This window comes from Pseudoalteromonas sp. ABE4_541, from assembly GCF_056312285.1.
The window spans coordinates 17,234-39,405 of sequence record NZ_JBSVEM010000021.1 but is presented as its reverse complement, the minus strand read 5'-3'; the positions used below and the strand labels follow the sequence as shown (position 1 = coordinate 39,405).

Sequence of the window (22,172 nt, the reverse complement as noted above, 5' to 3'; positions counted from 1 at the left end):
GCAAGTTTTCTCCGCTTATGCTTGGTTAACTTTCGCGTCGGTTTCCCAGTGTTTTGACTTTAAGCTAAGTAAACCAATGATGATGCCAACGCCTATGCAGAATAGACTAATTTGTAGGTATAAATTGGGCATTTCTTCCACTTTGTTGGGGTCAAAGTTACCCGCTAACAGGCCTGAAATAATATTGCCGATTGAGTAAGTCAGCACAAATACGCCCATCATTTGCCCGGCAAAACGCTTAGGCGATAGTTTGCTTACTGCGCTCAGCGCCACGGGGCTTAAGCATAGCTCGCCCACTGTGTGTAAAAAGTAGGTGGTGATCAACCAATAGGGCGCTACTTTTAGCCCTTGAGCCACATATTGCGATGCCATAAACATCACTAAAAAGCCGCTTGCCATGATCACCAGCCCAACGGCGCATTTCATGTTGTATGACGGGGTGATCATGCGTTTGGCTAGGTTGATCCAAAGTGCGGCAAAAAATGGCGAGAGAATAATAATGAATAAGGCGTTAGCCGATTGGAACCAAGCGGTGGGGATGGAAAAGGTGCCAACCATTCGGTCGGTATAATCTCGGGCGAATAAGTTAAGGGAGGAACCCGCTTGTTCAAAGCCTGACCAAAAACAAGCAGAGGCCACACAGACAAAAAACAGCGCCCACATTTTCTTTTTCTCCTCTTCATTTAAATCGCCTTTGAAATAAATAAAGCCATAATACATAAAGAAAATAATGGTAAAGGCAACAGCCACATATTGGGCAAGAATGACGGGGTTAATGGTCATGATACCCATGTAAGTCAGGGCTGTGATGGCCGTGACAGTTGCGATAACTGCCCCAATTACGCCCCATACTTTTTTAGCTTGTTGCGGTGAGTATGGGTTGGTTGGGTTTTCTCCTACGCCTGTAATATTGCAAAGGGTACGGCGATATTGAATAAGGCCAATGGCCATACCGACTGCGGCTGCACCAAAGGCATAGTGCCAGCCAACATGTTCCATAAAGTAACCGCACACATAGTAACCAATCACAGAGCCGATATTGATCCCCATGTAATAAATGGCATAACCACTGTCTCGGCGTTCATCGTCTGAGCTGTAGAGTTGACCGACCATAGCACTGATATTGGGTTTTAAAAGCCCTGTGCCAAAAGCCACAAAAATTAAGCCGACAAAAAAAGAATGCGCGCTGGGAATGGCTAAGATGATGTGACCACACATGATGATGATACCGCCGTACCATACGGTTTTTTGTCCGCCTAGCAGGCGGTCTGCAACCCAGCCACCGGGTAAGCCTAGGAAGTACACGGCGCCAGTATACAAGCCATAAATAGCGGCAGCGGAAGCGACAGTAAAGCCAAGCCCTTGCTCCTGCAGGCTGGCTGTCATAAATAAAACCAGTAGGGCACGCATACCGTAATAGCTCATGCGCTCCCACATTTCTGTAAAAAAGAGTGTTGAAAGGCCTTTTGGGTGACCAAAGAACCCCGTATCCTGTGCTGACATAGTACGTTCCACTGTTGTTTGTTTTTTCGTCAGCTTTTATTAGTAGGCTAAAGCTTGGCTGAATGCAACCAAGCACAATAGCTGGATAATGTCAGGGCGCGATGAGTGAAAATTGTTTATCTAAAATTGAGGTTATTTAACTGCAAAATATCGCTGATCTCAATGTCAGCCAAGCCTCGGTAATGATAGCTTTCGTCTTGATTATTCAACCACACGCTGTGGCAGTGTGCGTTATTGGCGCCTTGCACGTCGGTATCGAGGTTATCTCCGATGTGCAGTATTTGAGCGTTCTCAACATTCAATTGCTGGGCGGCATTATCAAATAGGTCGCGATAAGGTTTTGCGCGCCCATCAATACCCGCTTGCAGCACCAATGAAAACATCCCAGCTAAGTTAAACTGCTCAACATCGGCATTGCCATTGGTGATGGCGATAAGGGCGTAACGCTGACTTAATTGCTTTAGCATCGTGATCACGGGGTCGGGGACCACAATTTGACTACGCGCTTGCGAAAACGCGTCAAAAGCAAGGTCCGCATGCTGTTTTGCTTGTGAAGGTGCATAACCACATTCGAGCATACCGAGATATAAAGCGTGTTTGCGCCAAGCGCTGACATCATGTTCAATGGCTGGGTTTTCAGCCCTAGCCTGACGACGACAGTGCTGCCAAAACTGACCGTCTTGATGTGGCCAATTTGCAACTTGCGTGAGATAGTCATCCTGCGCTTTCAAGGCGCGAGCAATGATTGGATGGTTGTTATAGAGGGTATCATCTAAGTCAAAACTGAGTACTTTAATGTGACCGATAGCACGGTTAAATCGCATGTTACTTACTCGCTTTATGGTTATTTGTTATGGCTGCGTTTTTTGGCTCTTGGATGAGCTTGGTCGTATACCTTTGCCAAATGCTGAAAATCAACGTGTGTATAAACTTGTGTTGCTGACAAGCTACTGTGGCCAAGCATTTCTTGAATGGCCCTTAAATCGCCACTGGATTCTAACATATGACTAGCAAAAGAATGGCGCAATTTATGTGGGTGAATCGGCGTGCTGATCCCTTGTTTTACTCCCCACTCTTTCATGCGCTCTCGTACGTGACGAATTGAAATACGCTGTTTGCGGCGACTCAAAAAAACCGCGACTTCACCTTCATGGGCAAATTGCCCTCTGAGCAACAACCACTGCTCCAGTGCTTGCAGTGCCTTGCCGCCAACGGGAACAACACGCTCTTTTGAGCCTTTACCCAATACGCGAATTTCACCATCACGTATATCGCCTAAATTGACATTGACCAGTTCACTAATACGTAGCCCGCTGGAGTACATAAGTTCCATCATGGCTTTATCACGTATCGCCAATGCATCGTCATCGCTAATTGACAGCAGCTGCGCCATTTGGTCAACATCGAGATTTTTTGGAAGGGGCTTATCAAACTTTGGGCCTTTGATCCCTTCACCAGGGTTAGTGACTGTACTGGTTTGATGATGCTTTACTTTTAAAAACTTATATAAGCTGCGAATACAACTGAGCTTTAAGTTAATGCTGCGTGGATTGTACTGCTTGGCACGTAATTGCATGCTAAAGCGACGAATTTGTTCACTGCTGACCTGCAACCAGCTTTGTGTTTTTGGCGCGAAGTATTCAGCCGCTTGCTGTAACTGGGTTCGATACTGAGTTATGGTATGGTCAGAGTACTGTTTTTCATGGCGTAGGTAGCCCATAAAATCATCAATAGGCTTAAGCCATAAATCGCTCAGTGGTACTTCTTCATCTGCCACAATATTATGCCAAAGCGCTTAAACGTAGTTGCAATGAGGTAATAAATTCTTGCATAAACAAGTTGTCATTGCTGGGGGCGAAATGCTCGGCACTGCTGCTTGCGAAGGCCAGTAATGCCTCGGGCTTTTGTACATCACCAATTAAGTACAATGCCACCGATTGCACGTTGTCAGGTTGTTGCCATAATAATTCACGCTCTTGGCTGGATAATCGGCCAAGGTAGACGCCCGTTTGTGCCAAACGCCGTGAGATGATGTCGTCCAACTTGCACTCATAAGGGGTGAGTTCACAACTGATAACATAGGGTGCACGCACCAGTGTGTCGGCCAAATGCGAAGCCAATTCTGTAAAGCTATGGCAGTGCCAAAGTTGTCGTTGGCATTCGCTGAGTAACTTAAAAACTTGTTCATTTTCAAGGGCGCATTGTGACATCGCTTTAATTTGTTGCTTCAACCGCGCATTTTCTTCGCGCAGCAAACGCTGTTGTTGTAGTGCTAGGTTTGGCAAACCATCACTTTGGCCTTGCAATTCAAGCTCAAGCAATACATACGGATGCTTGATCAAAAAGTCGGGGTGATGGGTTAAATAATCACAGATTTGTTTCTCATCAATATCAGTTTTATTTGTCATCGTTCCCCCAAAGTTTATAGTGAGATCTGTCCGTCAAATACATGCTCTGCGGGACCCGTCATTTTCACGCTATGTCCCTCGCCTTGCCAGCGTATTTGCAAACTACCGCCCGGCAAATCAACACGTACTGTATTGGCGAGCTTTTTTTGTGCAATGCCAACGGCAACGGCAGCACAAGCGCCACTGCCACATGCTAAGGTTTCTTGTGCACCGCGCTCCCAAACACGCAACTTGATATGCTCAGGGTTAAGGATCTGCATAAAACCGACATTAGCGCGTTCCGGAAAACGTTCATGGGTTTCAAGTAGTGGTCCCAGCTCATCCACATTCGCTGTGTCTATGTCATCCACTTCCAGTACGCAGTGTGGGTTACCCATCGACACTACGCCGCAAAACACGGTATGTTCTTGCGCGCGCAAAATGTAAGTTAATTCGGGCTTACTGGCCTTAAACGGGATACTGCTGGGCGCAAAATGTGGATGCCCCATATTAACCGTCACTTGGCCGTCTTTTTCAGAGTACAAGGTGATGTTACCCGATTTGGTCGATACTGTGACCTTATGGCGATTGGTTAAACCTTTCATGCGCACAAAACGGGCAAAGCAGCGAGCGCCGTTACCACACTGTTCTACTTCCGTGCCATCGGCATTGAAAATACGATAATGAAAGTCGAGATCTGGTGAATAAGGGGCTTCAACCATCAACAGTTGATCAAAGCCTATTCCAAAGTTTCTGTCAGCGAGTTTTTTTATTTGGTCTCGAGATAAAAATACATTTTGGGTGATGTTGTCGACCACCACAAAGTCATTACCCAAACCATGCATTTTTGAAAAATTTACAAACATAATGTCTTAATACAACTCCAACTGAGTTTACTTTGCCACGCTCTGGGCATCGCTGTCATTAACAAATTAAGGTAATACATGCTCGCCTTGCCACAGCGATGAAATAGTCTCGCGTTGACGCACTACGTAGCATTGGTCGCCATTGACCATTAATTCAGCCACTCTTGGCCGAGAGTTGTAATTAGAACTCATGGTAAAGCCATATGCTCCCGCACTGCGCTGTGCCAGTAAATCCCCGGCTTGAATGGCTAAGCGCCTATTTTTACCAAGGAAATCGCCGGTCTCACACACCGGACCCACCACGTCATAATCATGACTTGGTGTGTCATCAGTGCGCGGGTTAACGGCAATTATGTTTTGCCAAGCTTGATAGAGAGATGGGCGTAGCATGTCATTCATACCCGCATCGACAATGGCAAAATGTTTGTCTTGTGAACATTTTAAATATTCAACTTTGGTCACTAAAATACCGGCATTTGCAGCAATGGCACGGCCCGGCTCAAAGACTAACTCAAGGTTAGGATAGGTCGTCAATTTGGCTTTTACTTCAGCGGCATAAGCACTCGGGTGAGGCGGCTTCTCACTATCGTAAGGTACACCCAAACCGCCACCAATATCTAAATGTTGTAATTCAATACCCGCACGTTTTAGTTGCTCAACCAGCTCCAGCACTTTATCTAATGCTGCTAAAAAGGGTTCAATTTCCGTTAGTTGAGAGCCGATATGAAAATCAACCCCAACCACTTCAATACCCGGTAGGGCATAGGCGCGTTGGTAAACAGCAAATGCTTGTTTAATATCAATACCGAACTTATTTTCTTTTAAACCCGTTGAGATATAAGGGTGGGTTTTTGCGTCGATATCAGGATTAACGCGAATAGACACTCGGGCAACCTTTGCATTGCTAACTGCTACTTCGCTGATCCTATCTAGCTCAGCAATCGACTCGACATTAAAGCACTTAATATTGTGCGACAGTGCAAAGGCAATTTCATCCGTCGTTTTAGCAACTCCTGAAAACACCACCTTGCTGGTGTCGCCACCGGCTTGAATAACCCGTGCTAACTCACCTTGAGACACAATATCAAACCCTGCGCCTAATCGCGCTAATACGTTTAACACTGCAATATTGGAATTAGCTTTAACGGCATAACATACGACATGCGGGTGGCCTTCAGCTGCATCGGTAAAAGCGTGATAATGTCGCTCTAGCGTCTTTCGCGAATAGATGTAACATGGCGTACCATGTTGTTTAGCAATATCGGCTACCGCGACATCTTCGGCAAAGAGTTGTTCATTTTTGTATTGAAAAAAGTCCATCTAGTCATCCTGCTTTTTGGTTTGTGTGTCATCGCCTTTATCACTGTTGTTTGTCTGAGCTGGTTGGGTTTGGTTCGTGGTTGGGCTCTTTTGTTTTTCAGGTAAATAGAGCGGCCCACTTTGACCACATCCCGCAAGTATAAGAGTAGTGAAAATAACCAAAAAAAATAAGCTTGTTTGTGAGAATGTCGCTTTCATTAGATTAATGATGTCAGTGGCTTTATAATCGCAGAGTAACAGAATTCGTAAAAAAAGCAGCTACTGAAGTAAGTATTTTGATGCTTGCTGACATTAATTTTGTACCCAGAGGGAAACCTTATGACTGATTCCGAGTACCATGAGTTGGCTGACGCCCTAATGCTCACCATTGAAGAACAAATAGACGACTGCGACGCCGATTTAGATTACGAGTCGGCTGCGGGCATTTTAGAAATCATTTTTGCTGATAAGAGCAAAATTGTGATCAACAAACAAGCACCACTGCACCAGGTTTGGGTTGCAACTAAGTTCAATGGCCATCATTTTGAACTGCATGGCGACAAATGGATAGACAATCGCTCTGGCGCGGAGTTTTGGCAGTTTATGTGTGATGCGGCAACTCGCCAAGCGGGTACTCAAATTGTGTGGGAAAAGAACTGATGCTGCCATTTGTAGAATACGCCGCGAAAGAGGCGCATACAGCCAGTATTATTTGGCTACATGGCTTGGGGGATTCTGGCGAGGGGTTTTTACCAATTGCACCTGAACTCAAATTGCCCGACGAGTTGGGTGTGCGTTTTATTTTTCCGCACGCCCCAGAGCAGCCCGTAACGATTAATGGCGGTATGTTCATGCGCGCTTGGTATGACATTAAATCGCTTGATTTAGACAATCGTGCCGATGAAATCGGAGTGAGAGAATCAGCCGCTGCGGTTGAGCAACTGATCCAAGCTGAATTAGATAAAGGTATTGCGCCTGAACGCATTATTTTGGCTGGTTTTTCGCAAGGCGGTGTAATTGCTTTGCATTTAGCGCCACGATTAACGTTTAAAATTGCGGGCGTTATGGCATTATCTACTTATATGTGCGCACCGCAAAAGTTGGCTGATGAAGCGCAGCAAACACAACTAAATATTTTTATGGCGCACGGTAATCAAGACCCTGTGGTTGATATGTCGGCGGGACGCCAAGCCTACGACGTGTTAACAAGCCAAGGTTACGACGTGAGCTGGCAAGATTACCCGATGGCGCATCAGGTATGCTATGAAGAATTGGTTGCTATTCGTAACTGGTTAATAGAGACATTATCTTAATATTGAGGAGCTGCAGCAATGACACAAAGGATCGTAATAAAAACGTCCGTTAATCGGGTGCCACAGGCCAATGAAAAAGTAAGCTATCAATGGCACTGGCGACGTATTTTTGCGGCCTCGAGTATTGTGTTGTTATTTGCTGTGGCGCTCGCTTATGGGTTGATGAATTCAGTGAATGCCGATGAATTGGCGACTCAATCTGAACCGTCACAAGCCGTCCTAACTCAGCAGGTTAGCGATTCGCTTAGTGATGCACCAAAGGAGCTCAGTGCTCATGTTTTATCTGACCAAGAGACAGAGTTACTAGAAGCTGCGGATGGCCGTACAGTGCAAACCAAACAAAACGAGGTAGCCCAAGTCGATACAGCGCTTGCCAATGCATCAACTGAAACAGAGACTGAAGTTGACGCATCGACTTTGGTTGCCCCTGACAATGAGCGTGTTATAGAGCCAAAGGCTTCAGAAGCACACGGTGAATTAGCTCAGCAAAACGATGATGTTGAAGTAAGCATCAATGAATTTGCTGAGGGAGCTAATGTGAAAAGCGTGGCGCTGGGGGCGCAAATAGATACCAACTTCGTCAGTCGTGCCGTACTAACCACAGGTGTAGTAGCACGTGAGCCCATTGACGTATTAAAAGAGAATTTAGATAGAGGGGCGTTTGACGAAAAGCTGTATTTCTTTACTGAAGTGAATAATATGCAAGGACAAACGATCCAGCATTTATGGTTTCATCAAGATCAGCTCATGGCGGAAATTTCACTTGAGATCAGCGCGGTGCGCTTTAGAACGTATTCAAGTAAAAATATTATGCCAAGCCAGACAGGCCCTTGGCGTGTAGAGGTAGTTACCGAACAAGGTGAGCTACTTGCACAGAAGTCTTTTCGAATTATTTCACAAGCCCAATAAGGGCCATTAAAGGTTTATCATGACACAACAACATACCTTGCGAATTGCGACTAGAAAGAGTGCACTGGCACTATGGCAAGCGGAGTTTGTTAAAGCACAACTGCTGCACTTTCATCCAGAACTCAATGTGGAGTTAGTGCCAATGTCGACGCAAGGAGACATTATTCTCGATACGCCGCTGGCAAAAATCGGCGGTAAGGGTTTGTTTGTTAAAGAACTAGAGCAAGCAATGCTCGATGGTCGTGCCGATATAGCGGTACATTCAATGAAAGATGTGCCAGTTGAGTTTCCTGAAGGGCTTGAATTGCACACTATTTGCGAACGTGAAGACCCGCGTGACGCGTTTGTGTCAAACCAGTACACACAACTAGATGAACTGCCGCAAGGTGCCGTAGTGGGGACTTCGAGTTTACGTCGTCAGTGTCAAATTCGCGCTGCGCGCCCTGATTTGGATATTCGTGATTTACGAGGCAATGTGAACACTCGTTTAGCTAAACTCGATAACGGTGATTACGATGCCATCATACTTGCCGCCGCTGGCTTACTGCGTTTAGACATGCCAGAGCGCATTGCAAGCTACATTGAACCAGAGCAATCGTTGCCGGCCAATGGTCAAGGTGCTGTTGGTATTGAGTGTCGTAGCGATGATGCGCAAACTAAAGCTTACTTAGCACCGCTAGAGCATGCCATTACGCGTACTCGTGTGCTAGCTGAGCGAGCGATGAACCGTCGTTTGGAAGGGGGGTGTCAGGTACCAATTGGCGCTTATGCTGAGGTAGAGGGTGAGCAAGTGTTCCTACGTGGTTTAGTCGGCGCGATTGATGGCAGCGAGATTTTACGCGCAGAAGCCTCTGGTGCAAGTGTGGATGCCGAGCAGTTGGGCGTAGAGTTAGCTGAAAAGTTATTGGCACAAGGCGCGGATAAAATTTTGGCTGAGGTTTATAAAGACGCAAAATGATGCGAATTGCCGTCACTCGACCAGAAGGAAAGGGTCAACAGTTAATTGAACTATTGACCCAAGCTGGTGTTGCCAGTGTACACACCCCAGTGCTGCGCATCGAAGCATGCGCGCTTTCGGCGCATGAGCTGGCACCTATCGCAGAGGCTGACATCTTGGTGTTTATTTCCCAAGATGCAGTTAAACATCTTGCCACACAGCTTGATAAACTGCCCCAAACCGCGCAAGTGTTCGCCGTGGGTGAGCAAACCGCGAAGGTATTACAATCCCACTTTGGCGTCAAAGCGACAAGCCCTAAGCAACAAGACTCAGAAGGCTTACTTGCCTTACCTCAATTACAGGATATTAGCGATAAACAACTAGTGATTGTTAAAGGACGAGGTGGTCGTGCTCTGCTAGCGAGTACGTTTAAGCAGCGTGGCGCAATCGTTAATCTATGTGCTGTATATGAACGTTTGAGTGAAAAAGCGTATTCTGATAACTGGTTAGACCACTGGCGTGCTCAGCAAATAGACGGTATAGTCTTGACCAGCAATGCGGCCATTGATGCCATTTTTAATGCCCAGAACAAAGAATTATTAGACTGGCTCAAAGCAAAATGCTTTTATTTGGTGAGTGATCGCAGCGCAGACTATTTACAGACCACGTACGACGTGGATAGGCAGCATATTAAGGTTGCCAAGGGGCCAGGGGATCTGGCGATATTCAATTCCATCGTGCCAAACCAAGAGCAGCAAGGTAGCCATATGAGTGAGCAAAATACGCAATCGCAAGATGTTGCAGCACCCGCATCAAGCGATAAACCGATTTTTAAGCAAAAAGTCAGCAAGCTGGCCATCCTCGCCTTTTTGGTGGCATTAGCGGGTGGTGCAGCGACCACAGGTTTAATTATTCATGGTCAGCAGATCAGCGATAAAACCTATGCGGCACTTGCCGAGTTAAAAGCGCAAAATGCACAGTTGCAAGAACAAATAAATCAATCACAGCAGCAAGTGGTGGCTATGCAAGCTGCAGATAGCCAGAAAATGCGAGAGATTGAAACGCGTTTAGCGGCGCAATCTCAAACCGTTGAAGCGCAATTACAAAGCGCGCTTTCTCAAGCCAAACAACAGGTCAGCGGCGCGCTAAGCAGCGAAGCACAGTATTTACAGCGTATGGCTGAATTTAAAGCCCATGCTGAGCGTGATTTTGCAGGTGCAATTGCGGTGTTACAACGCTTCTATCAGGTGGTGCAAAATGAGTCGAACAATACTCAGTTGCTAAGCGCAATCGCGACGGATATTGCTACTTTGCAAGCGCAGCCTAAGCCGGCTTTGGAAGCAACCTATTTGCAAATAAATGGCATGCTCAATCAAGTGAGTGACTTGGCTTTACTTGGTGTGCAAATACCCAAACCCAAGGCGAATCCAGATTATGCCTTATCTCATGATATTGGAGACTGGCTTGGTAACATTGAACGCTCTTGGCAGCATTTTAAAGCGACATTCCTAACGGTTAAATTCAAAGATGCGCCAGTGATAGAGCCTTTGTTGGATGGACAACATCAGCAGTTGTTGCGAGCGCAGTTACGTAGCTATTTGTCGCAAGCGCAAACAGCTTTGGTGGATAAACAAGCGAGTATCTTTTTTACCGCGCTGAAGGGCGCGACGGATACACTAGAGCAGTATTATGACCAAAACGATTCTGCTGTACAGGCAATGCAAGCGCAGTTAGAAGCGCTACAACAAATGCCGTTGCAGTTTCATAGCAAGGTAGAATTAGTCTCTGGAGGGGCGTTGAAGGAGTGGTTGCAATGATAAAACTACTTCTCGTCATTGCTGTTATTGCAGTCGCCTTGGCGGCGGGGCACTTGCTAATCGATGAAGCGGGCTATGTGCTGATTGCATTCAACGAGACCACCATCGAAGGAACGCTATTTTCATTTGCGATCTTATTTGTCTTAGCGGTTGCCATATTGCTCGTCATTAAATTTGTGCTTGGTTGGGTATGGAAAGCGTATCGCTCAACCACGGGGCACTTTAGTAACAAACGTCGTGCTAAATCTCAGCAAGCACTAAATCATGCGATTTGGGCTTTATTGAATGAAGATACGCAATCGATTAAGGCTGCATTTTCAAAAGTAGACGCACCTGAACCTTGGCAAGATCAACAACATGCAATGTTGGCAAAAGCAGCGTTGTTAGACAACGACCAAACGCAAGCTTTAACTCACTTACAAATGATGTCTGATTATGGACAAGGGCAAGTCCCAAAATTGTGGCTCAATGCCAATCAATCTGAACAAGCGTTGGCGTTGCTGGCTCAGCCTATGGAACAAAAGAAACCCAGTGCAGCGGCTATCAGCAGCTATTTAGAAGGGTTATTGCAGGAACAAAAGCTCGATGAGGTGATAGAGACACTGAAAAGCAAATACAAGCATATGGATCTTGCCCATGGGCAGTGGCAGAGCTTTTTTAAGCGCTTTTTTAGTGCAGCGGGTGCGACTGCGTCAAATTACTTCTCATCTTTACCAAAAGCAATACAGGCCCATGCGCAAACAGCCTACTTGCAGGCGATGGCTGCGCAAGGTTTGATGGTGGATATTCATGATGTACTGGTGAAATTGGCAAAAAAAGGCCAATACCACCAACTCGCGCAAGTGTTGGCACATGCAAAAGGAAAAGATGTGAAACTGATGCAGGTTATTCAAGCACAATTGAAAAAACAGCCCGAGCATAGTGAATTATTGGTTTGTTTAGCTTGCATGGCCAATGCCGAGGGCGACTTTGAGTTAGCTGCAAAAATATTTGCCAGTTTACCTGAGGCCGATTGGCAAAGTGCTTGGATTGAGCCGGCATTGTACGCTTTTGAGCAAACAGGCCAGTATCAGCGGGCTTATCAGCTCGCTCGCCATCAGTGGTAAACATGCAAGAGCCACAGTTGCAAAAAAACATATAACAAAGACCAACATGTCCTATTAAGCCAGCAGTTGCTGGCTTTTTTGTACTTGCATAAATAGGGTACTGGGTTAAAAATGGACATGTGTCCTTGATCTTGTGTTAAAGGCGCGTATGATCCCAAAAATTTTATCTGCAGCCGAGTGACCTATGATCAATAAAACCTTACCTTTGCTTGATTTACACCGCCACCTTGATGGAAACGTGCGAGCCAATACGATTTTAGAGCTTGGTCAGCAGTTTAATTTACCGCTACCAGCGCACGATTTAGAAGGTTTGCGAGAGCATGTGCAGGTGATCGACAATGCGCCTGACTTGATGGCATTTTTAGCCAAACTTGATTGGGGTGTAAAAGTGCTAGGGGATTATGATGCGTGTCGTCGTATTGCAATGGAAAATGTAGCCGATGCGATTGCGCAAAACATAGATTATACCGAGTTAAGATTTAGTCCGTACTATATGGCACAAAACCATAACCTGCATCCACAAGGGGTGACGGAAGCGGTTGTTGATGGCATAAAAGCCGCTACGCAAGGTAAAGACATCAATGTGAATTTAATTGGCATTATGTCGCGTACCTTTGGCGTAGAAAAATGCCAATATGAGCTCGATGCCTTGCTGGCGTGCAAAAATGATTTAGTCGCTGTTGATTTAGCGGGTGATGAAATTGGTTATCCGGGTGAATTATTCGTTGAACATTTTAAGCAAGTACGTGATGCCTATTTGGGCGTGACCATTCACGCGGGCGAAGCGCGTGGCGCCGAGAGCATGTGGCAAGCAATTAACGAATTGGGTGCTACACGTATCGGTCATGGTGTTAAAGCCATTGAAGACCCTAAATTGATGGATCATTTACGTGACCAGCGCATAGGCATTGAGTCATGCTTGACTAGTAACATCTTAACCAGCACAGTTTCAAATTTAGAGACGCACCCGCTGAAACAGTTTTTAGCTCATGGCATTTTGGCTACTTTGAATACCGATGATCCGGCGGTGCAGGGAATTGAGCTGGATTATGAGTACCAAAAGGCCGCGCCTCAGGCTGGGTTGACGCAAGCTGACATTGAACAAGCACAGCGCAATGCCGTTGAAATTGCCTTTTTGAGCGACAGTGAAAAACAAGCGTTATTGGCAAAATATCGTTAAACGCCTTGATAATAGAGCAACAAAAAACGCGCTCATTAGCGCGTTTTTTGTTTTCTGCCGTGACATTTATTTTATAAATGCGAAGGCATCGGCGTACATATGCGCGCGCTCTGCACCATGATTGATAAAGTCATCGCGCACGATACCTATCATGTCAAAGCGACCTGCCATGTAAATACTGTATGGTTCAAGTGACATGATGTCTTTCATAACGGCCTTATGCACATAACCTGTGTGACCTTGCCAAGTATCCGTTGGGTTTTCTACAACAGGGATAAATTGGAAATTTTTATGGCTGTTTGCCCAGTTTTCCATTTCAGCTTTTGCGTACAGCGCAGACTCGTCTTTCACTCCCCAGTAAAACAAAACAGGTTGAGTGCAGCCAATTTCGGCAAGATGATCAGCCATAGACTTCACATACGAAAAACCAGTTCCTCCGGCTAACAGCAAGATTGGGCGAGGGTCATCAACACGTAGCTGTGAGATGCCAAGGCCCACTTCAAGATCGACCTGTGCATGGTTTTTGTGAGCTTCACGCAAGTGTTCAAGTGCTTGCATGGCGTAAGAATCTGCACCCGATGCACCAATATGTAGTTCTAATTCATTTTTTAAAGACGGGCGGCTGGCGATGGAGAAAGCGCGCTTATCTTTTTCACCTAGTACCAGTTGTAAGTAATGACCCGCCTCAAACTCAACTGCGACTTCTGGTTTGAGCGTCACCTTATGAACAAACTCTGTAAGTGGCGTGATGGCAGCCACTTCAGCTTTAACTAATTGCATAATTTACCTTTCGCACGGCGATTAAATATGTATTTGTATAAAGTATGGGCACTCTATCACAGCCCCCAGCGTTATCCTATTGCTTAATGGTGATCCCTAAGCTATCCCAAATATCATCAACGCGTTGTTTTGTTGCGTCATCCATAACAATTGGCTCACCCCACTCACGATCGGTTTCTCCTGGCCACTTATTGGTGGCATCTAAGCCCATTTTTGAGCCAAGACCAGAAACAGGGGATGCAAAATCCAAATAGTCGATGGGGGTGTTATCGATGAGCGTGGTATCTCGTGTTGGGTCCATTCGTGTGGTGATGGCCCAGATCACATCATTCCAATCCCGCGCATTGACGTCGTCATCACATACAATGACAAATTTGGTGTACATAAATTGCCTTAAGAATGACCAAACGCCCATCATTACGCGCTTTGCATGGCCTGGGTATTGCTTTTTCATGGTCACGACGGCCATGCGGTACGAGCAACCTTCAGGCGGTAAATAAAAGTCGACAATTTCAGGGAACTGCTTTTGCAGAATTGGTACAAAGACTTCGTTTAATGCCACGCCTAAAATAGCCGGCTCATCCGGTGGACGGCCTGTATAAGTGCTGTGATAAATCGGGTTTTCACGGTGGGTGATGTGAGTGACTGTCATTACTGGGAAATCATCCACTTCGTTATAGTAACCCGTATGGTCACCGTATGGACCTTCTGGCGCCATTTCACCGGGCATAATATAACCTTCAAGTACAATCTCGGCACTTGCTGGCACTTGTAAGTCATTAGAAATAGACTTGACCACTTCCGTTTTTGCGCCACGTAAAAGCCCGGCAAAGGCATATTCGCTTAAGGTGTCAGGTACCGGTGTGACTGCACCTAAAATGGTCGCTGGATCCGCACCTAGCGCTACTGACACTGGGTAAGGTTCACCGGGGTTTTCTTTACACCACTCTTGAAAATCAAGCGCGCCACCGCGATGTGATAACCAACGCATAATGATTTTATTTTTACCCAGTAGTTGCTGGCGATAAATGCCTAAATTTTGGCGTTTTTTGTATGGGCCTTTGGTGACCGTTAAGCCCCAAGTGATTAGTGGCGCAGCATCTCCCGGCCAACAGTGTTGAATGGGCAACTTGGTTAAGTCAACATCATCACCACTTTTGACAACTTGCTGACAAGGCGCTTTTTTCACTTCCTTGGCGGGCATGTTGAGTACTTGTTTATAGGCGGGTAGCTGACCCAGTGCTTCCTTGATCCCTTTTGGCGGCTCAGGCTCTTTCAAAAATGCGAGTAACTTACCGACTTCTCGTAATGCGTTAACGTCTGACTGGCCCATCCCCATTGCAACGCGCTTGGGGGTGCCAAATAAATTGGCCAGCACGGGAATATCAAAGCCAATTGGGTTTTCAAACAACAGCGCTGGGCCACCGGAGCGCAGTGTTCTGTCCGCGATTTCCGTCATTTCCAATTTAGTGGAAATAGGCTGACTGATACGGACTAATTCACTTTGTGCTTCCAAGCGGTCAATAAAATCTCGCAAATCTTTATATTTCATTTTGTTACTGAGCATGTGAGTTTGGCGTCAGTATATCAAGCTCATTTTAAAATGGGCAGTGATTCGAGTTCGGAGCTAAACACATTAGGCCAGTTATTTGATATTGTGCAATACTTAGGTGTTTAGTCTGTTTTCAAAGAGGGCGCTTTGCTCTATAGTCGTTCCTACGCCTTTAAATCAGTGGTGGTAGTGGGTTTGCAGATTATAAAAATAATAATGCTATGTACATCAATTATCAGCGGCGCATCGTTTGCTTTTTCTAAAGACGATATCGCGTTTGCTGAGCATAGTGCTGTGATGATGATCATTAATCCGCAATCGGGGAAAATAATCGCTGCGAATAAGGCTGCGACGCGGTTTTATGGTTATTCCCGTGATGCACTTCATACTATGCGTATTCAAGAGATTAATCAGCTCAACCCTGAGCAGGTGGCACAAGAACGCGCCTTGGCAATGGAAGAAGGACGCAATTATTTTATTTTTAGACATAAATTGGCGGATGATTCGTTACGTACCGTGAGTGTCTATTCAACGCCCTTTGTGGATGATACGGGTGAAACTCAGCTGCTTTCTGTGATCCATGACATCAGTGCACAACGCGCGTTACAAGACTCCTTGTGGTATTACCAAAATAACTTAGAAGAGCAAGTCGCGCTGCAAACCAAAGAAATACAAGAGGTCAATGACATCCGGCAGTTGTTGCTCGTGTTGGTGATAGTCATTCTGTTGATTTTTAGTGTTGCATTGAGTGTATTATTGGTGCGTTTGCGCAAAGCCAAGCGCCGGACAGAGGCGCAAGGTGCGCGCTTGAGCGCCATTTTCAATAGCATTGAAGACTTGCTGATATTTACCGACGAACATGGCAAAATTCGCTCCGCTAACCAAGGTGTATCAAACACTTTTAGCCACTTTTCAGACCTTTTGGGTGGACCAATTAGCACGTTATTAGGTGAGGCCTCTTGTGTGACCCAGTCCAGTTGTCATCACGAAAATATACCCATGACGCTGTCCGAGGTGGTACGCACTTTTAGTGTGACGAAAACCCCTGTGCAGGATGCAAGTAATCAACTACTGGGTTATGTGTATTTGCTGCAAGATGTTACTGAGCGTTTGGAAGTTGAGAAACAGCAGCGTTTGGCCAGTAAGGTATTTGAAACCACCAGTGAAGGGGTGTTGGTGTCAGACAGAGACAACCGCATTCAAATGGTCAATCGTGCCTTTACTGAGATCACTGGCTTTAGCATTGCTGAAGTGCTGGGCCAGTCGCCTTCCATGTTTAATTCCGGTCACCATAATAGCGCGTTTTTTGGTACGCTTTATCAGGCGCTGAATGAGCGAGGGCACTGGGAAGGGGAAATTTGGAATCGACGCAAAAATGGTGAGGTGTATCCGAGCTGGTTGCAAGTATCGGCCGTCTTTGACCTAAAAGGTGAGATAGAAATGTATGTTGCCTTGTTCAACGATATTACGTCACGCAAACACCATGAACAACTGATGTGGCAGCAAGCTAATTTTGATACTTTGACTGGCCTTGCTAACCGCCATCACTATCACGAAAAGTTTGATGTTGCTCTTGAGGATGCAAAAGAACATGGCACGCGTTTGGCCATTTGTTTTATCGATCTAGATCGCTTTAAAGCGGTGAACGATACCTTGGGCCACCATATTGGTGATTTACTGCTTATTGAGGCGGCACAGCGAATTCAAGATTGTACACGCAGTAGCGATACGGTCGCTAGATTGGGTGGCGATGAGTTTGCCATTTTACTTCATGATATTAAGCAAGTAAGTGATGTCGAAAAAATTGCCAATAAGATTTTACACCAGTTAAGTAGTCAGTTTGTGTTAGAAGGGCATGAGGCTTTTGTTTCTGGCAGCATGGGGATCACTTTTTACCCTGACGATGGTAGTAGCCGAAAGGTACTGCTGCGAAATGCAGATAGTGCCATGTATAAAGCCAAAGAACACGGTCGTAATTGCTTTCAATTTTACACTTCAGCGATGCATGAAAATGCCAAAGCACGCAGTCAGCTGGAAGGGGCGCTTCACAAGGCGTTAATTAATAAAGAGCTATCGCTTGCCTATCAACCACTTCATGATAAAGCGGGACAGGTAGTGGGCGCTGAAGCTTTGCTTCGTTGGCACAGTGAATCTTTGGGATTAGTGCCTCCTTCGGAGTTTATTCCGATCAGTGAGGAGCTCGGCCTTATTTTAGCGATGGGCGAGTGGGTGTTGTATCAAGCTTGCTCACAGGCAAAAAGTTGGTGCGATAGACTGGATGCGCCGTTTTTCATTAGTGTCAATGTGTCTAGCACGCAGTTTAAGCGCCAAGATATTTCAGCCCTAGTTAGTGCCGTGTTGCGAGAAACGGGCCTCCCCAGTCAATGTTTGACCATAGAGATCACTGAAAACGTGTTGGCCGATAACTCTGATCATATTTTAAGGCAGTTACGCGCACTTCGTGACATGGGCGTGGAATTGGCCATAGATGACTTTGGTACGGGATACTCTTCGTTGAGTTATTTAAAGCGTTTCCCGTTATCCAAGCTTAAGATAGATAAAGAGTTTATTAAAGACTTGCCTGAAGATGCAGAGGATCGCGCGATGGTGAGTGCGATTATTTCCATGGCGACTAATTTGCACTTGAGTGTTGTCGCCGAAGGAGTTGAAACACAAGCGCAATTAACCCTACTCAAAGAATTAGATTGCGACTACACCCAAGGCTATTTGCATAGCAAGCCGATTAATTCAGATGCATTTGAGCAGTATCTAGTGGCTGCGCATGGGGTCGATTTCACATAATTGAGTGTGTATTTGACACAATTGCTTTAGTGCGAATTTTGCTTTGGGATTTTGCTGTTGTGCTGATTGCCTTAACCAATGGATAGCTTGTGATAAGTCTTGTTCGCCACCTTGACCATTTTCTAACATGCCCGCTAGGTTATATTGGCCCCAGCTATCGCCTTGTTGTGCTGCCAATAAAAACTGCGCCCGAGCCTCAGGTAAATCACCCTGTCTAAAAAGTGCGATGGCGTCATTGTTGTGAGGGTTCAGTGCTACCTTGGTACGGATATTCGAATTGATGGCACTCGGTATGGCGCGTCTTTTTACTATACCACCGAGCACATAAATATCATTTGGACGGTACACATCAACAATTGCTTGCTGCGCAAAATGGTCAGCGAGTTTGTTTCGCTGCAACTTTAAGGTTTGCGTTCTAAAATAGCTGTCTAACATCAGTGAGTCGAGTTTGATAGCACGCTCCGCACCACGTAATTTTCGGTAAGTAAAATTGCCCTGCAATAACTCAACGTGTTCTTCGTTCACGCTCAGCACTTGTACTACACGGTATTGCGCTTGGTATTTTCGTTGTGCTTGAAAGTGACCCATATTTAATATCCACACATCGTGTTGAAGCGGCGCATTGAGTATGGCTTGTTGTTGCTCGTGGGTTTGATAATGTTGCTGAATAAGGTATGCGATGCATATTAAGATGCTGGCAATGATAGTTTGGGTTTTAAATTTGATTAGCACGGTCTCGATGAAATGATGTATCGAAAACATTAAACGCATAAGTGGTGATATATTATCGGTACGTGACATGTGCAAACTCCTTGTATAGACAACTGAATGTGTTGTTATATTTAGTCTTTGATGAAGGGCGAGGTATATCTCCATCACTCAGCCAAAGATGCAGCGAAAACAAGCGCCTGTTGCTCGCTTCACATACACTAGCTCACCACCATGGTTAATCATTATCTGTCGACTCAAACTCAAGCCTATCCCTGAGCCATGCTGTTTGGTGGTAAAAAAAGGAACGAATATCATATCAATAACATGGTCGGGGATACTAGGTCCAGTGTTGGCTATTTCTATAAATACCTGCTGCGTCTCGTTTTGTCCCAAAGTGAGGGTGATCATGGGGACGGTAAGTGTGTTTTCGTGGGAAGTTGAGTTAACTGCTTCAATGGCGTTCTTTAGCAAGTTAATGAGCACTTGCTCAATCTGGCCTTTATCTATCAAGGCATTCTGAGCGGTTTTGATATGCAGTTCGAACTGAATTTGGGCAAGACTCAATTGACTCTGATGTAACAAAAGCGATTGTTCAAGTACCAAGCCGAGATCGTTTAGCGCTAAGTTAGGGGAAGGCAACGCGCTTACTTGTCTAAAGTTATCGATAAATTCACCTAGATGCTTGGTACGTGATGCCAGAGTATTGAGAGCTAAACGAAGATCGTCTTTATCCTCTTCATCGTTAAACGTGAGTGAGTTGGGCAACAAGTTCGTACAAGTGTTTGCAATAGAGGCTAATGGCGTAATTGAATTAGCCACTTCATGTGTCAGCACCTGAGTTAGGCGTTTATAAGCCTGTTGCTCTTTGCTGAGTAGCGCTCCATGAATAGACTGTAGCGTTACAATACGCGTCAACTGACCTTGGATCTGGGTAACACTCACTTGTATAGACAAGGTGTCTTGCTGTTCTCCCCGTTGCCACTGTGCACAACTTCGCAGATGTGTGTCGGTTGCCAGTATCAAGGCACCGATAGGCTCAATGTCAGATAGGTGACGAACCGGTGTCCCCAGCAGTTTTGCAACGGCTGGATTAGATTCAATGACTTTTCCTTGGGCATCACACACCAATACAGCAAGATCGATATGGACTAAGAGTGTTTGTAAAAACTGGGCTTGCTGCTGTGCGCTATAGCGTGCGCTTTGCATCTGTGTTTTTACACGTTCGATTTGTTGTCGCAGTGGGTGATCATGACTGAGGCCAAGTGTGCTATCACCGTTTGCTAACGCGTTGATAACCGAGGTAAGTTGTTTTTGTTGCTGTTTGAATAAGTTAAATATGGCACTTATAATTGTGACCAATATCAAGGTGAATAGTAACCAAAATGCGCTGACACTGGCTTGTATATACAAATAAGAAAGCGCAAAAATACATAAAATTAAAGCGCTTAGTAAGGCTGTGAGCTTAATGGTCGGTGTACTCATTCTGTGTGTAAACGTCATAGGCCATACTTCTCTAAGCGACGATACATCGCACCACGCGTTAAACCTAACGCTTTAGCTGCATGGCTGACGTTACCTTGATAATGAGTTAGTGCAGCGCGCACCGCCCGCTGCTCTAAAGTCTCAAGATTAAACGTGTCAAAATCGCTGTCAGTATTACAAGATGCTGGTGAAAGTGTTTCCTGTGCGCCCACAACACTGCCGATATCCAAAACGGCACCATCACTTAAAATGACGGCACGTTCAATGGCATGAGCGAGCTCTCTCACGTTTCCGGGCCATTTATAGTGACACAGTGCTTGCATATCTTGGGGGAGAATAGTGAGAGTGCGCTTATATTTTTGACAAAAATGTTTGAGGTAATAATCCGCAAGTAAAGGAATGTCTTCTATCCTGTCTCGCAATGCAGGAAGACGTATTTCCACCGTGTTTATTCTAAATAGTAAATCTTGGCGAAATCGCCCTTCGTTGACGGCATCATGTAAGTTATCGTTAGTGGCGCAGATTAAACGAATATCGACATTGATAGGCTTTGTACCGCCAACAGGGGTGATTTGGCGGTTTTGCAAAGCGGCTAATAGTGATGCCTGATGAGTCAACGGTAAATTGGTCAGTTCATCTAAAAATAAGGTGCCCCCATTGGCAAGCTCAAAACGTCCCATTTTGTCCGCTTTAGCATCGGTAAAAGCTCCTTTTTTATGGCCAAACAGTTCGCTCGCAAACAAGGTGTTGGTCATTGCGCCCATATCTAAGCTGATCAGTGCGCCGTCGCTTCTTAAACTTGCTTGGTGGATTGCATGCGCTGCGAGTTCTTTGCCTGTGCCGCTTTCTCCTGTGATCAGGATATTGGCATCGGTTTTCGCCGCTTTTTGGATAGTTGCAAACACTTCTTGCATTGCACGGCTTTGACCTAAAAAGTCAAATGTTGGCCTTGAAGCGGATTGTTTGAGTGCTTGATTGAGGCCTCGTGTTTGTCGAGAGAGTTGACTGACTTGCTGCTTGTCTTTGGCGTGTGCAAAGGCAGCCGTGATAGCGCCAAGTAATTGGTCATTTTGCCAAGGTTTGGCAATGAAATCAGCGGCACCCGCTTTGATGGCTTCAACCGCTAATTGAATATCGCTATATGCTGTCATGAGCAACACAACGATGCTTGCATCTTGTGCCAGAATTTTTTTCAGCCAGTAAAAGCCTTCTTGGCCGCTAATGGCGTCAAGACTAAAGTTCATATCAAGTAGGATCACATTGATGCTGTTAGCCTTGATAATATCTTCAATATCAAAAGGGTTATCTGTGGTTTTTACTGTTTGATAGTGCTGTTTAAGTAGCAATTTGGCTGCGATTAAAATGTCTGGATTGTCATCAACGACTAAAATTGCCCCTTGCTGTTTATTGCTCACACTCTATCTCTTATTTTTCTTTTAGCTTAACGCACTTCGTTGTTTTGAGTCTATTGCATTCATGTCCATTAATGGGCACTTGGACTTTATGAAAGTGTTCTATTAATGGACAC

20 protein-coding genes are annotated in these 22,172 nt (G+C 45.5%); 8 read left to right on the top strand and 12 right to left on the bottom strand.

Features of this window, described 5'->3' with window-relative positions; translation table 11 throughout:
• Positions 1-15 precede the first annotated feature (15 nt).
• From ACW689_RS17675 to lptM, 7 genes are all read right to left on the bottom strand, one after another.
• A complete protein-coding gene (locus ACW689_RS17675; RefSeq protein ID WP_476293368.1) occupies positions 16-1,503 on the bottom strand; it encodes a peptide MFS transporter in 1,488 nt (495 codons plus the stop codon).
• A gap of 116 nt (positions 1,504-1,619) precedes the next feature.
• Entirely contained in the window at positions 1,620-2,327 is a 708-nt protein-coding gene (locus ACW689_RS17670; protein ID WP_476293366.1) for an HAD-IA family hydrolase, read from the bottom strand.
• 20 nt (positions 2,328-2,347) lie between these two features.
• The gene (locus ACW689_RS17665) at positions 2,348-3,223 is read right to left on the bottom strand and encodes a tyrosine recombinase XerC (protein ID WP_476293418.1); all 876 of its coding nucleotides are present in this window, start codon (positions 3,221-3,223) and stop codon (positions 2,348-2,350) included.
• 61 nt (positions 3,224-3,284) lie between these two features.
• The gene (locus tag ACW689_RS17660) at positions 3,285-3,911 is read right to left on the bottom strand and encodes a DUF484 family protein (protein ID WP_476293364.1); all 627 of its coding nucleotides are present in this window, start codon (positions 3,909-3,911) and stop codon (positions 3,285-3,287) included.
• A 14-nt stretch (positions 3,912-3,925) separates the two neighbouring features.
• Positions 3,926-4,756, bottom strand: a complete 831-nt coding sequence (dapF, locus tag ACW689_RS17655) for a diaminopimelate epimerase (RefSeq protein WP_476293362.1) — start codon at positions 4,754-4,756, stop codon at positions 3,926-3,928.
• Positions 4,757-4,822: 66 nt separating this feature from the next.
• On the bottom strand, positions 4,823-6,076 hold the full coding sequence (lysA, locus tag ACW689_RS17650) for a diaminopimelate decarboxylase (protein ID WP_476293360.1): 1,254 nt from the start codon (positions 6,074-6,076) through the stop codon (positions 4,823-4,825).
• The gene (lptM, locus tag ACW689_RS17645; RefSeq protein WP_476293359.1) at positions 6,077-6,274 is read right to left on the bottom strand and encodes an LPS translocon maturation chaperone LptM; all 198 of its coding nucleotides are present in this window, start codon (positions 6,272-6,274) and stop codon (positions 6,077-6,079) included. It abuts the gene before it with no gap.
• A 120-nt stretch (positions 6,275-6,394) separates the two neighbouring features.
• Here lptM and cyaY point away from each other — a divergent pair, with 120 nt between their 5' ends.
• From cyaY to add, 7 genes are all read left to right on the top strand, one after another.
• Positions 6,395-6,715: an iron donor protein CyaY gene (gene cyaY, locus ACW689_RS17640; protein WP_476293358.1), complete on the top strand. Its 321-nt coding sequence runs from the start codon at positions 6,395-6,397 to the stop codon at positions 6,713-6,715.
• Entirely contained in the window at positions 6,715-7,368 is a 654-nt protein-coding gene (locus ACW689_RS17635) for an alpha/beta hydrolase (protein ID WP_476293357.1), read from the top strand. The genes cyaY and ACW689_RS17635 overlap by 1 nt, the downstream gene beginning before the upstream one ends.
• A gap of 18 nt (positions 7,369-7,386) precedes the next feature.
• A complete protein-coding gene (locus ACW689_RS17630; RefSeq protein ID WP_476293355.1) occupies positions 7,387-8,277 on the top strand; it encodes a DUF2914 domain-containing protein in 891 nt (296 codons plus the stop codon).
• A gap of 19 nt (positions 8,278-8,296) precedes the next feature.
• Positions 8,297-9,235: a hydroxymethylbilane synthase gene (gene hemC, locus ACW689_RS17625; protein WP_476293354.1), complete on the top strand. Its 939-nt coding sequence runs from the start codon at positions 8,297-8,299 to the stop codon at positions 9,233-9,235.
• Positions 9,232-11,031 carry a uroporphyrinogen-III C-methyltransferase gene (locus tag ACW689_RS17620; RefSeq protein WP_476293353.1) on the top strand — a complete coding sequence of 600 codons (1,800 nt, stop codon included), beginning with the start codon at positions 9,232-9,234 and terminating at the stop codon, positions 11,029-11,031. The genes hemC and ACW689_RS17620 overlap by 4 nt, the downstream gene beginning before the upstream one ends.
• Positions 11,028-12,137, top strand: coding sequence for a heme biosynthesis HemY N-terminal domain-containing protein (locus ACW689_RS17615; RefSeq protein WP_476293351.1), 1,110 nt, complete (start codon positions 11,028-11,030; stop codon positions 12,135-12,137). The genes ACW689_RS17620 and ACW689_RS17615 overlap by 4 nt, the downstream gene beginning before the upstream one ends.
• Positions 12,138-12,321: 184 nt before the next feature.
• On the top strand, positions 12,322-13,317 hold the full coding sequence (add, locus tag ACW689_RS17610; RefSeq protein ID WP_476293350.1) for an adenosine deaminase: 996 nt from the start codon (positions 12,322-12,324) through the stop codon (positions 13,315-13,317).
• A gap of 66 nt (positions 13,318-13,383) precedes the next feature.
• Here the strand turns inward: add and fre are convergent, their stop codons facing one another.
• Together fre and ubiD are read right to left on the bottom strand one after the other, a co-directional pair.
• Positions 13,384-14,097 carry an NAD(P)H-flavin reductase gene (fre, locus tag ACW689_RS17605; protein ID WP_476293349.1) on the bottom strand — a complete coding sequence of 238 codons (714 nt, stop codon included), beginning with the start codon at positions 14,095-14,097 and terminating at the stop codon, positions 13,384-13,386.
• A gap of 76 nt (positions 14,098-14,173) precedes the next feature.
• A complete protein-coding gene (gene ubiD / locus ACW689_RS17600) occupies positions 14,174-15,649 on the bottom strand; it encodes a 4-hydroxy-3-polyprenylbenzoate decarboxylase (RefSeq protein ID WP_476293348.1) in 1,476 nt (491 codons plus the stop codon).
• A 216-nt stretch (positions 15,650-15,865) separates the two neighbouring features.
• Here ubiD and ACW689_RS17595 point away from each other — a divergent pair, with 216 nt between their 5' ends.
• Entirely contained in the window at positions 15,866-18,451 is a 2,586-nt protein-coding gene (locus tag ACW689_RS17595) for a sensor domain-containing protein (RefSeq protein WP_476293347.1), read from the top strand.
• On the opposite strand, the gene ACW689_RS17590 is transcribed toward ACW689_RS17595, so the two are convergent.
• From ACW689_RS17590 to ACW689_RS17580, 3 genes are all read right to left on the bottom strand, one after another.
• Positions 18,419-19,252: a tetratricopeptide repeat protein gene (locus tag ACW689_RS17590; RefSeq protein ID WP_476293346.1), complete on the bottom strand. Its 834-nt coding sequence runs from the start codon at positions 19,250-19,252 to the stop codon at positions 18,419-18,421. The genes ACW689_RS17595 and ACW689_RS17590 overlap by 33 nt on opposite strands.
• Positions 19,253-19,330: 78 nt before the next feature.
• Positions 19,331-20,662 (bottom strand): sensor histidine kinase, encoded by a 1,332-nt coding sequence (locus ACW689_RS17585; protein WP_476293345.1) that lies wholly within the window; start codon positions 20,660-20,662, stop codon positions 19,331-19,333.
• The gene (locus ACW689_RS17580) at positions 20,659-22,059 is read right to left on the bottom strand and encodes a sigma-54-dependent transcriptional regulator (protein ID WP_476293343.1); all 1,401 of its coding nucleotides are present in this window, start codon (positions 22,057-22,059) and stop codon (positions 20,659-20,661) included. The genes ACW689_RS17585 and ACW689_RS17580 overlap by 4 nt, the downstream gene beginning before the upstream one ends.
• Positions 22,060-22,172 lie beyond the last annotated feature (113 nt).

Coding starts and splice junctions, on each gene's coding strand:
- ACW689_RS17675 (WP_476293368.1), bottom strand. CDS start 1,503: ATGTCAGCACAGGATACGGGGTTCTTTGGTCACCCAAAAGGCCTTTCA.
- ACW689_RS17670 (WP_476293366.1), bottom strand. CDS start 2,327: ATGCGATTTAACCGTGCTATCGGTCACATTAAAGTACTCAGTTTTGAC.
- ACW689_RS17665 (WP_476293418.1), bottom strand. CDS start 3,223: ATGGGCTACCTACGCCATGAAAAACAGTACTCTGACCATACCATAACT.
- ACW689_RS17660 (WP_476293364.1), bottom strand. CDS start 3,911: ATGACAAATAAAACTGATATTGATGAGAAACAAATCTGTGATTATTTA.
- dapF (WP_476293362.1), bottom strand. CDS start 4,756: ATGTTTGTAAATTTTTCAAAAATGCATGGTTTGGGTAATGACTTTGTG.
- lysA (WP_476293360.1), bottom strand. CDS start 6,076: ATGGACTTTTTTCAATACAAAAATGAACAACTCTTTGCCGAAGATGTC.
- lptM (WP_476293359.1), bottom strand. CDS start 6,274: ATGAAAGCGACATTCTCACAAACAAGCTTATTTTTTTTGGTTATTTTC.
- cyaY (WP_476293358.1), top strand. CDS start 6,395: ATGACTGATTCCGAGTACCATGAGTTGGCTGACGCCCTAATGCTCACC.
- ACW689_RS17635 (WP_476293357.1), top strand. CDS start 6,715: ATGCTGCCATTTGTAGAATACGCCGCGAAAGAGGCGCATACAGCCAGT.
- ACW689_RS17630 (WP_476293355.1), top strand. CDS start 7,387: ATGACACAAAGGATCGTAATAAAAACGTCCGTTAATCGGGTGCCACAG.
- hemC (WP_476293354.1), top strand. CDS start 8,297: ATGACACAACAACATACCTTGCGAATTGCGACTAGAAAGAGTGCACTG.
- ACW689_RS17620 (WP_476293353.1), top strand. CDS start 9,232: ATGATGCGAATTGCCGTCACTCGACCAGAAGGAAAGGGTCAACAGTTA.
- ACW689_RS17615 (WP_476293351.1), top strand. CDS start 11,028: ATGATAAAACTACTTCTCGTCATTGCTGTTATTGCAGTCGCCTTGGCG.
- add (WP_476293350.1), top strand. CDS start 12,322: ATGATCAATAAAACCTTACCTTTGCTTGATTTACACCGCCACCTTGAT.
- fre (WP_476293349.1), bottom strand. CDS start 14,097: ATGCAATTAGTTAAAGCTGAAGTGGCTGCCATCACGCCACTTACAGAG.
- ubiD (WP_476293348.1), bottom strand. CDS start 15,649: ATGAAATATAAAGATTTGCGAGATTTTATTGACCGCTTGGAAGCACAA.
- ACW689_RS17595 (WP_476293347.1), top strand. CDS start 15,866: ATGCTATGTACATCAATTATCAGCGGCGCATCGTTTGCTTTTTCTAAA.
- ACW689_RS17590 (WP_476293346.1), bottom strand. CDS start 19,252: ATGTCACGTACCGATAATATATCACCACTTATGCGTTTAATGTTTTCG.
- ACW689_RS17585 (WP_476293345.1), bottom strand. CDS start 20,662: ATGACGTTTACACACAGAATGAGTACACCGACCATTAAGCTCACAGCC.